Here is an 11,396-nt window from a genome sequence, read left to right as displayed (position 1 = left end):
TCAGTTCTGGATTGATAGCGCCTGCCCCGCAGGTGTTCTGAAATACATGATAGAGCACGCCATTAAAAATCATAAAAATCAATTACTTAAATTGAATATTCAGATTTATTAAATGTAGGCTCAGTAGCAAGAAACAATGAGAACCACAATCACAAACTAACAATAATTTGACATTCAACAATCATCCGAGTTACTCGTTAGCAGCGCATACATTTCCAGAACTCCTTAAGAACTGGCTGGAAGGCGCTTTTTTCCTTCTCATGTCTCTCACCGCCGGAGTCACTGCCAAATGAAAAACAGGTCCCGCTTCCTTGCGTTTACCATCACGGCCGCCTTCAGTTGCACCGTATTTCCAATACAAGCACAAAGCATTTCAAACAAAACTCTGGATACGCTCATCGTCACTGGTACACGCATCAGCGACCGTACCGCCGCAGAATCATCCTCACCGATTGACATCATTTCCCCACAAACACTTGAGGCCACAGGCACCACAGAACTGGCCACTGCGCTGGCACGCGCGGTGCCATCGCTAAATTTTCCCCGTCCAGCAATCAGCGACGGTAGCGATGCAGTACGCCCAGCACAGCTGCGTGGCTTGGCTCCAGACCAAGTACTCGTGCTGGTAAACGGCAAGCGCTACCACACCACTGCAATGGTCAATCTCAACGAGATCCAAGGTCGAGGTTCATCACCTGCTGATCTCAACACCATCCCCATTGCTGCAGTAGAACGCATCGAAGTGCTGCGGGATGGCGCCTCAGCACAGTACGGCTCAGACGCCATTGCCGGTGTCATCAACGTCGTTCTCAAAGGTGCCGGCAAAGGTGGCAGTATCACTGGTCACTACGGCCAATACAAAGCCAATGATGGGAAACAATACGAGGTATCGGGGGACACCGGATTGAGCTTCGCAGGCACAGGAAAAATTCACTTGGCTGCTCAAGACGGTCACCAAGATCAAACCAATCGCGCCCTGCCCTATAACGGCATCATCAAGCAACGCTACGGTGACCCCAGGATCGATCAGGGGGCGTTCTCGTACAACGGCCAGTACAGCCCCACAGACGGTGTGACCTTCTATTCATTCGGCATGGCAAGCCGCCGCGAGGTACTGTCCAATGGCTACTACCGTTGGGCTGACGATCCACGCAACCGACCGGAGATCTATCCCGAAGGTTTTCTGCCACAGATCTACAACGTCACCAAGGACGTCTCCTGGGTGAGCGGACTGAAAGCTTCGACTGCATGGGGGCTCAACATCGACTTGAGCTACAACTATGGCAACAATCAGCTGACTTTCGACGTCAAACACAGCCTCAACAACAGTCTGGGCCTGACCAGCCCCACCGAATTCTACGCCGGCGCGCTACAGATCACGCAGCATGTACTCAACGCCGACTTCAGCAAGTCTTTGGATTGGGGAAAGATGGCATACCCGCTGAATTTGGCGTTCGGCGCAGAATGGCGTGGTGAAAATTTCAGCGAATCTGCAGGAGATCAGGTGTCCTACATTAACGGTGGAGTGCGTTCCAATGCCGGCACGCTGCTGCCGGGAGCACAAGTATTTTCTGGCTTCAAGCCATCAGATGCCGGTCACTATGACCGCAACAGCCATTCGCTATACATCGATCTGGAACAGGACTTGACGGAAAAGTTATCTGCTGGACTCGCCGGGCGCTATGAACATTACAGCGACTTCGGCAACACCACTACGGGCAAACTGTCACTACGTTACGCCTTCACTCCCAAAGTCGCAGTACGCGCTACTACTTCCAACGGCTTCCGTGCACCATCGCTGCAACAGCAGTTTTTCCAGTCGATCTCCACAGAATTCATTGGTGGTGTGCCTTATGAAATCGGGACGTTCCGTACCGACAACTCAGCCGCAATCGCCCTAGGTGCCGAACCGTTGAAAGCAGAGAAATCCAAAAACTACAGTATGGGTTTAGTGCTGCAACCAGCCGATGACCTGCATCTCACGATCGATGCGTACCGCATCAATATCGACGACCGTATCGTACTTTCCGAGAACCTGACTTCAACCGCAGTACGTACTTATCTGCAAGCGAACGGTTATGCCGGTATCGGTGGCGGCCGCTATTTCACCAACGCGGTCGACACCAAGACGACTGGGGCGGATGCAGTCGGCAGCTACCATTGGACGCTGAGTAACAGCACCATAGACATCACACTCGGTTATAACTACAACAAAACCGAGGTCACCCACGTAGCCGACAACCCGACGGGGTTAACAGCGATCGACTCAAGTGCCATACGCATCAGCCAAGCTGAACTGACCCGCATCACCCAGGGCACACCGCGCGACAAGGCGTTTCTCAGTGGAATCTGGAGCATAGGCAACTGGTTGTTCACCGCTACAGGCACCCGCTGGGGTGAATTCACTGTCTACAACACACCAACCACTGCTCCTGTGCAACAAACTTTCGCTCCAAAGTGGACGCTGGATCTTGCGGCGTCCTACAGGTTGCAGCACTGGAATTTCACGATAGGCGCGGACAACGTCACCAACACCTATCCAGACCGCGATCTCGTCGCGCAAGGGACACGCAGCTACTTACCCTATAACCGTTCTTCACCTTTTGGCTTCAACGGAGCATTCGCCTACGCCAACATCAGCTACAAGTGGTGAATCCAGTCCCTGGACCGGTGCCATGCATCGGTCCAGGAACATTGAGTATGCATTCGGAATGATGTGAGCCACCAGGCCCTGTTAACACTTCCCGTGATGGGTGGAACAGCAAGCGCCATCTCCTCGCAGCTGAACTATATGTGCACTTTCACTTAACTTCTAACGCTTGGACAAGCACACGATGCACTGAAAGGTCATCAGTTGCTCAAGCAGTTCGAGCTGCCGAATCGCCCGGCACGTACTCATGGAACGCACCTACGCATGCCACCAGACCCGACAGCCCGCCGTGCCATGGCTACACACGCACAGCGAGCCTTGATAAATACGACCGCAAATGCACAAGGACTGTGATGAGGTCGAGCAGCTGTTCCGAAAGGCTCAAGGGCTATCGCCACATCTACTCCAGATGCGAAAAGCCCGATGTCATGTGCATCGCCTTCTTCTGCTTCACTCTGATTGCGGATGGCTTGCAATCATGGTACCAGGCCCTAACACCGCCTATCATCATACATCACCATGTCTTGATTAGAAGACATAATTAAGCCAATTGCGATCTCCGACGTATACTATTTGGGACATTAACCGTCCTCGAATGGACTTGGCTCAACATCTTCGCCATATCAGCAACCCCTCATGCCTTTCGCCAATACTCCAGGAAAGTGCATCGGTTGGGCCTACTGATATGTCAAGGACGCTCCACATACAAGGTACAGAATGCACCACGACACCAGCCTCATCGACATCATCGCCGTCGGCCTCAGCTTGGCTTTCGTACTCGGCACACTGGCCCAACGTCTGAAACTCTCGCCACTGGTCGGCTATCTCGTTGCTGGTATCTGTGTCGGTCCATTTACACCCGGCTTTGTCGCTGACCAACAAATTGCCAACCAGTTGTCTGAACTGGGCGTGATGCTGCTGATGTTCGGTGTGGGATTGCACTTCTCCCTGGAAGACTTGCTCGAAGTTAAAGCAATTGCAATCCCGGGCGCGCTGGTACAGATCGCAGCAGCCACCGTGCTTGGCTGGGGCTTGGCTTGGACCATGGGCTGGCCACTGGTGCAAGGTATGGTGTTCGGCTTGGCATTGTCGGTTGCCAGCACCGTGGTGCTGCTACGTGCACTTGAGGAACGCCGACTGATCGACACTCAGCGCGGGCGTATCGCGGTGGGCTGGTTAATTGTTGAGGACTTAGTGATGGTACTGGCACTGGTGCTGTTACCAGCACTGGCACAAGCACTCAGCGGCAACGAATCTGTTGCAGGCGAGACTGGAACGATGCTCACCACACTCGGCTGGACATTACTGAAGATGGCTGGCTTCGTTGCGGTCATGCTGGTGGTCGGGCGTCGAGTGATCCCATGGTCGCTGGAGAAAGTGGCCGCAACCGGCTCACGCGAATTGTTCACTCTGGCTGTGCTTGGTATTGCGCTTGGTGTGGCGTTCGGCTCGGCAAAACTGTTCGGCGTATCGTTTGCATTAGGTGCCTTCTTCGCCGGGATGGTCCTCAAAGGCTCGGAAACAAGCCACGCCGCAGCGACCGATTCACTGCCATTGCGCGACGCATTCGCAGTGCTGTTCTTTGTCGCAGTCGGCATGCTGTTTAATCCAGCAATCCTGATCGAACATCCCTGGCAGGTGCTTGCCACTTTTCTAACCATCACTATCGGCAAATCGGCCGCGGCTTTCTTGATCGTACGCGCATTCGGCCATCCAACCAGCACCGCACTGACCATTTCTACCAGTTTGGCGCAAATCGGCGAGTTCTCATTCATTCTGGCCGGGCTTGGAATACAGTTGGCAATCCTACCGGAGACCGGACGCGACCTGATTCTGGCCGGCGCATTGTTATCGATCATCGCCAATCCGTTCTTATTCTCCTGGCTAGACCGCTGGCAAGCACAACAAACAGCCGACGAACCGACTCTGGCTGAACCTGAGCTACCGCCGGGCCCCAACCCAGACTTGTATGACCATGCCATCGTCATTGGCTATGGACGGGTTGGCAGCATGTTGGCACAACTGCTGCAAAGCAGACATGTACCGGTACTGGTGATCGACGACAACGGCGAACACGTCCTTAAAGCACACGCGACAGGCATCCCTGCGATCCGTGGCAGTGCCGCCGCCGACCGGGTATTGGCAGAAGCACATCCGGAACGAGCGAAGATCGCAGTGCTGGCAATCCCTCAACCACTGGAGGCTGGTGAGGTACTGGCAAAGCTGCGTGCATTGAATCCAGAGCTAACCCTACTCGCGAGAGCACACAACGACGGCGAGGTCAAGCACCTGCTCGAACACGGCGCCGATGCTACTGTGGTGGCCGAGCGTGAAATGGCACACTCTCTGGCCGAGATGGTACTGTCCGCTAACCACTCCAACAGTACACGCCCACAACCCGCCATAGCGTGAACCACTCCGCCAACCTCGAGCCACTACTTCACCCGGATAGTCGAGCGACTCTACATCAGGCTCATCAATCATGCGCGTACTGGCACCTGCGATCCACAGTTTTCACGAATGGACCTCAGGATGTCTGTTTACCTTTTTCGTCTCTGGAGTTCAGCCTGACATGAGTGTTGAGGCCATCAATGTTTTAAGAGAAACACTCAATGTTGCTATAAATGCAGTAAGGATAAAAAAGAAATTTCAACTACATCGCGAATAAGAAGCTCCGAAATCATGTATTCATAATGGTGATTTTGGAAAGCAGTCACTCCCACAAACATGTTTTCCATAACAGTCTTTCTTTGCATCTGCCTCCCTTGAGATTCTGTAAAGCTCGTTTTTGCCTCACGTCACAACCTACACAATGTCATTGATTTGCAATAAAAACATCTTTTCATATAGATATCTGCTGGCTCTTTAATGGGCACTATTGGAGTTTTCATGAAAGTACATTTTGCTAGTTTCACTGCCCTATTTTTGGGCATCGCCCTGGCAACCAGCGCCTGCAAACTCTCCAACGACAATCAGCCAACAGGTATCAGACAGGATGAGACCAGTACGACGGCGCCCTCCGCCCAGCAAACCAAGAGCGTAAAGATTTCAGGCGCCGGTGCCTCCTTCATCTATCCACTGATCTCACAATGGTCAGCGGACTACAATGCCGCCACCGGAAATAAGATCAACTATCAGTCGATCGGCTCAGGCGGTGGTATTGCCCAAATCAAAGGCGGAACAATTGATTTTGGTTCTTCCGACAAACCACTGGACAGTAACGAACTGGCCCAAGCCGGACTAGGGCAGTTTCCATCAGCAATCGGTGGCGTAGTACCGATTGTGAACCTAGACAACATCGAACCTGGCAAATTACGTCTGACCGGCACCCTGCTTGCAGATATTTTCCTAGGCAAGATCAGCAAGTGGAACGACACAGCGATTGTCGCCGCAAACCCCGGATTAACTCTTCCTGACACCAAAATCAACATCGTGCATCGCTCCGATGGCTCTGGCACTACTTACAATTTCAGCAACTATCTATCCAAAGTCAGCCCAGAATGGAAAAAGAAAGTTGGTGAAGGCACTTCACTACAGTGGCCCGGAGGGATCGGTGGCAAAGGCAACGAGGGTGTAGCCTCATATGTACAACAAATCAAAGGCTCCATCGGCTACGTTGAGCTCGCTTACGCGCTTCAGAACAAAATGCCGTACACAGCACTACAGAACGCCGCTGGTCAGTGGGTGCAACCGAATGCGGAAAGCTTTGCAGCAGCTGCATCCAACGCAGACTGGGTGAACGCAAAAGATTTCAACCTAGTGATCACCAACGCCACAGGGGAAAAATCTTGGCCGATCACAGCAACCAACTTCATATTGATACACAAACAAACGAAGGATGCAGCACACCGAAAAGCCACGCTGGACTTCTTCAAGTGGGCCTTTGAAAATGGCCAGAAACAAGCAAACGAATTGCACTATGTGCCGTTGCCGCCACATTTGGTGAGGCAAATCGAAGCTTACTGGGCTGCAGAATTCAAGTGATGTGTCACACATACACACACGGCAAAAATCCTACTTAGTACATTGTCCTTCCAGCGTAAAGGCATATGGCACATCCAATCCATCCAAGCCACAGATAACGAGCCCATCAGAATGACTTCCACCCTCATTCCCAAGGAGATCTCTACTCTTGGCGGGCGTGATCTGCGCGATGGACGAGCCGACTATTTCTTTAAGCTCGCACTGTCTGCCACTGTCGCCTTCGTTTTGATCGCTTTAGTGAGTGCAGCCCTATCAATGCTGTGGGGAGGACGCCACGTACTGCAACTGCAAGGCATCAACTTCTTCTACAGCACAGAATGGAACCCCGTAGAAAATAGATACGGTGCGCTAGCGCCGATCTACGGCACCATTGTGACCGCACTGATTGCGATGTTAATAGCGGTGCCCGTGAGCTTTGGTATCGCTTTTTTCCTAACCGAAGTCGCACCACGCTGGCTGCGCAGACCAGTTGGCACTGCAATTGAGTTGCTGGCCGGTATCCCATCCATCATCTATGGCATGTGGGGCCTGTTTGCGCTAGTGCCTGTGATGACCAACCACATCACTCCGTTCCTCAATGATCACCTCGGTACTCTGCCGCTGATCGGCGTGCTGTTTCAAGGACCGCCGCTGGGAATCGGCACACTGACTGCTGGCTTCGTGTTAGCAATCATGGTGATTCCATTCATCTCCTCAATGATGCGTGAGGTGTTCCTGACTGTCCCGACTCGACTGAAAGAATCGGCATACGCACTGGGTTCAACCAAGTGGGAGGTGAGTTGGAACATTGTGCTTCCCTACACCCGATCAGCAGTGATCGGCGGCATCTTCCTCGGCCTAGGCCGTGCACTGGGCGAAACCATGGCGGTGACTTTCGTGATCGGCAATAGCGTACGTTTGTCGCCCTCGTTACTGACACCAGGAACCACGATCGCTGCGCTGATTGCCAACGACTTCGGCGAAGCCACAGAAACCTACCGCTCGGCATTGTTACTACTCGGCTTCGTACTGTTTATCGTTACCTTCGCAGTACTGATGGTCACTCGCATCATGTTAATGCGGCTATCACGCAAGGAGGGCAACTGATGTCCGCAGTATCACAACGTCTGTACAACCGCCGCCGATTGATCAACACTGCCGCCATCGTGATGTCTTGTATCACTGCACTGTTCGGTCTTTGCTTCCTTAGTTGGATTTTGTGGACTCTCGTCACCAAGGGGCTAGCGGGGATAGGTCTAGATCTATTCACCCAAATAACACCGCCACCCATGCAGGAAGGCGGCTTGGCTAACGCGTTCTTCGGCAGCGCACTCATGTGCATCCTTGCAATCGTGATCGGCACACCTCTGGGCATCGCCGCCGGCACTTGGCTGGCCGAATATGGCAACGCATCCAAGACAGGCACCGTGGTGCGCTTCGTAAACGATGTCTTACTCTCAGCACCATCAATCGTGCTCGGCCTGTTTGTCTACACTCTCTACGTGATGCACACCGGTGGGCAATTCTCCGCGTTTGCTGGCACCCTGTCACTGGTTTTCATCGTACTTCCGATAGTAGTACGCACCACTGACGAGATGCTGCGCTTGGTCCCAGGGCAAATGCGTGAGGCAGCACTATCACTAGGCATCCCACAGTGGAAGATGATCATGCAGGTGTTATACCGCAGCGCCTCGGCCGGCATCGTCACTGGTATTCTTCTAGCACTGGCGCGTATCAGCGGCGAAACTGCACCGCTACTCTTTACAGCATTTGGCAACCAATACTGGAACAGCAATATCTTCCAGCCCATGGCCTCCGTGCCTGTGGTGATGAACCAATTCGCCGGCAGCCCATATCAGTCTTGGCAAGTGCTGGCGTGGGCTGGTGCATTGGTACTCACTCTGTTCGTTCTGCTAGTTAGCCTGGGCGCACGTGCACTATTGCTGCGCAACAAGATATCCAACGAATGAATCTTTCTCGGGCACCTTTCATGAACGAACTCCACAACGCATTGCCGATGCAACGCATTGCTGTCCCAGCATCTGCCAATACGTCACCGACGACACCTCCAGTCAAAATTGCTACACGCAACCTCGACTTCTACTACGGCACGTCCCAAGCACTGAAGCAAATTAATTTAGAAATCCCTGAAAAGCGCGTAACCGCACTGATCGGACCATCGGGCTGTGGCAAATCAACGCTGCTACGCATCTTCAACCGGATCTATGCGCTATATCCCAAACTAGAGGCGCGCGGTGAGGTGTTCTTAGACGGCGAAAATATCTTATCGCCGAAGTATTCGATAAACCGACTGCGCAGCAAGGTGGGCATGGTATTCCAAAAACCTGTGCCATTCCCCATGACAATCTACGAGAATGTTGCCTACGGCATCCGCCATCATGAAGTGCTCTCCAAAAGCGAAATGCATGACCGCGTCGAACAGGCGCTGCGCCAGAGTGCGCTATGGGATGAAGTCAAAGATAAGTTGAATCAAAACGCACTGGGCCTGTCCGGAGGCCAACAGCAACGTCTGTGCATCGCACGCGCAGTGGCGTTAACACCTTCGGTACTGCTGCTTGATGAACCGACTTCGGCGCTGGATCCAATCTCGACCAGTCGCATCGAACAACTCATTGAGGAACTAAAAACCAAATACACCATCGTGATCGTCACTCACAACATGCAACAAGCCGCACGCGTATCCGACTACACTGGCTTCATGTATCTAGGCGACCTGATCGAACACGACAGTACCGAAACTATCTTTTCACAGCCATCTAAACAGCAGACCGAAGATTACATCACCGGTCGATTTGGCTGAACCCACACAACGCACACTATGAATGCTTTGTATAACTACCATATCGTGAAGAGCTACGACGACGAATTGAACAGCCTGGTCACCGAAATTGTACACATGGGTGAAATCGCAGTCGCACAACTTGAAGCTGCATTGGACGTCGTCGAACGTCGAGACGATAAGGCCGCAGATCGAATCGTCATGAACGATGAAGCGATCGACACACTCGAACACTCAATCAGTCACGACGTGATGCGCTTGGCCCTACGCGGGCCAATGGCCCGCGACCTACGAGAAATCCTCGTCGGCCTACGTATCCCCGCTGACATTGAACGTATCGGCGACTACGCTGCCAATGTAGCCAAGCGCTCGATCGCACTCAACACCATGCCACCTCTACCCCAGACCGTCAGCCTATGCGCCCTTGGCCAGTTTGCTGCGCAAGCAGTACGGAATGCACTGCTGTCCTACAGCAAGAAGGATGAACAGATCGCAATGAAGGTGCGCGAGAATGATGCCCGTCTGGACGCTCAATACACGGCGTTATTCCGAGAGCTACTCACTTACATGATGGAAGACACTCGCAACATCACCCCATGCATACATCTACTGTTCATGGCCAAGAACCTGGAGCGCATCGGTGACCACGCTACCAATATCGCAGAGAACGTCTTATTTCTTCTCAACGGCGAACAGATGCTCCCACCGCGGGAAAAGCGCGATAACACCAGCGACGCAAACCTCGATTGAGTTTTACATTGAAAGATCAAATTCAAAATAAGAAAAGTTCGAACAAGTGGCCTAGACACCACAAATACAATTGGCTCTTATGAACTAGATGTTTCGTGCTGATCGTGAGCCCATTAGCAGCGCAACCAATTCGCCCAACGGCTTACTAACTAATATGTATAGCAAGTCTCATTCCCATAGGTTATATCTCTCCGCACAACCGGGCACTTCAACCTGATCGAATGCTGTCCTGTTAGGCTACCGTGATGAACCAATCCATCACACCATCCACCCATCCGCCAATGTCCCAGCGCTTCCGCGGCTATCTGCCCGTAGTGGTCGACGTTGAAACAGGTGGCTTTAACTGGAACCACCACGCTCTGCTAGAAATCGCCTGTGTCCCCATTGAGATGGACGACACTGGAAGACTCTACCCTGGCGAAATCACCAGTACCCATGTGATTCCCGCACCTGGTACCGACATCGATCCAAAATCACTGGAGGTCACTGGCATCATACTCGACCATCCTTTTCTCTTCGCCAAGGAAGAAAAGCTCGCGCTGGAACACATATTCGCACCAGTGCGCGCAACAATGAAGAAATACAGATGCCAGCGCGCAATCTTGGTAGGACACAATGCCCATTTTGATCTCAACTTCCTCAACGCAGCAGTCGCGCGAACCACACACAAACGAAATCCGTTCCATCATTTCAGCGTATTTGACACTGTGACTCTAGCAGGCATCGCCTACGGCCAAACTGTATTAGCACGTGCAGTACAAGCCGCCGGCTTGGATTGGAACGCAGCTGACGCACACAGCGCGGTCTACGATGCTGAACAAACCGCTCACCTATTCTGCACAATCACCAACACTTGGCCATTTGTGGTAGCTGGCTGATCTCACTTTTTCCTGCATGCCTACAGCAAACAACTAGACTCATACTCGCTGTACGTCGGCAGACCGACACACCAGGACAACAAGACTTTCACTTAGATCTAATGTTTTCGATCCCTATGTCTGCTTGATCCCTTTCGAGATGCGACATAGCACAAAACAAATGCGGCCTCATACATCGCCATCGAACTTGCCGGGGGAGCTTGTGTTTCACTGGCACCTGAGCCTGCTACCGAATTAGTAGGCACTTCACACTGGAGGCAATAACATCATCGATTCTAGCTAACAATCTCCATCTCCAAGGAGTACTTAGGCACTTCTAATCTCCAGAAGCCTCTGTCTACGTGTTCGATCAAAC

8 protein-coding genes are annotated in these 11,396 nt (G+C 52.4%); all 8 read left to right on the top strand.

Annotated elements, in window-relative coordinates; translation table 11 throughout:
• The first annotated feature begins 289 nt into the window (after positions 1 to 289).
• The 8 genes from PLS229_RS04940 to rnt all read left to right on the top strand — a co-directional run bounded on the left by PLS229_RS04940 (position 290) and on the right by rnt (position 11,041).
• Positions 290 to 2,653: a TonB-dependent receptor plug domain-containing protein gene (locus tag PLS229_RS04940; protein WP_038270110.1), complete on the top strand. Its 2,364-nt coding sequence runs from the start codon at positions 290 to 292 to the stop codon at positions 2,651 to 2,653.
• Positions 2,654 to 3,367: 714 nt separating this feature from the next.
• Positions 3,368 to 5,062, top strand: coding sequence for a YbaL family putative K(+) efflux transporter (gene ybaL, locus PLS229_RS04935; protein ID WP_038270112.1), 1,695 nt, complete (start codon positions 3,368 to 3,370; stop codon positions 5,060 to 5,062).
• Positions 5,063 to 5,539: 477 nt separating this feature from the next.
• Entirely contained in the window at positions 5,540 to 6,634 is a 1,095-nt protein-coding gene (pstS, locus tag PLS229_RS04930) for a phosphate ABC transporter substrate-binding protein PstS (RefSeq protein WP_038270114.1), read from the top strand.
• Between the two features lie 111 nt (positions 6,635 to 6,745).
• Positions 6,746 to 7,720: a phosphate ABC transporter permease subunit PstC gene (gene pstC, locus PLS229_RS04925; RefSeq protein ID WP_038270116.1), complete on the top strand. Its 975-nt coding sequence runs from the start codon at positions 6,746 to 6,748 to the stop codon at positions 7,718 to 7,720.
• Entirely contained in the window at positions 7,720 to 8,583 is an 864-nt protein-coding gene (gene pstA, locus PLS229_RS04920) for a phosphate ABC transporter permease PstA (protein ID WP_038270121.1), read from the top strand. The genes pstC and pstA overlap by 1 nt, the downstream gene beginning before the upstream one ends.
• 20 nt (positions 8,584 to 8,603) lie before the next feature.
• Positions 8,604 to 9,434: a phosphate ABC transporter ATP-binding protein PstB gene (gene pstB / locus PLS229_RS04915; protein ID WP_038270123.1), complete on the top strand. Its 831-nt coding sequence runs from the start codon at positions 8,604 to 8,606 to the stop codon at positions 9,432 to 9,434.
• Positions 9,435 to 9,452: 18 nt separating this feature from the next.
• Positions 9,453 to 10,163 carry a phosphate signaling complex protein PhoU gene (gene phoU, locus PLS229_RS04910; RefSeq protein WP_038270125.1) on the top strand — a complete coding sequence of 237 codons (711 nt, stop codon included), beginning with the start codon at positions 9,453 to 9,455 and terminating at the stop codon, positions 10,161 to 10,163.
• 245 nt (positions 10,164 to 10,408) lie between these two features.
• Complete coding sequence (rnt, locus tag PLS229_RS04905) at positions 10,409 to 11,041, top strand: ribonuclease T (RefSeq protein WP_038270127.1); 633 nt, start codon at positions 10,409 to 10,411, stop codon at positions 11,039 to 11,041.
• Positions 11,042 to 11,396 lie beyond the last annotated feature (355 nt).

Source organism: Xylella taiwanensis (assembly GCF_013177435.1).
In the GTDB taxonomy this organism is placed as follows: domain Bacteria; phylum Pseudomonadota; class Gammaproteobacteria; order Xanthomonadales; family Xanthomonadaceae; genus Xylella; species Xylella taiwanensis.
The sequence above is the reverse complement of the archived record's forward strand: the minus strand, read 5'-3'. Positions and strand labels throughout refer to the sequence as shown.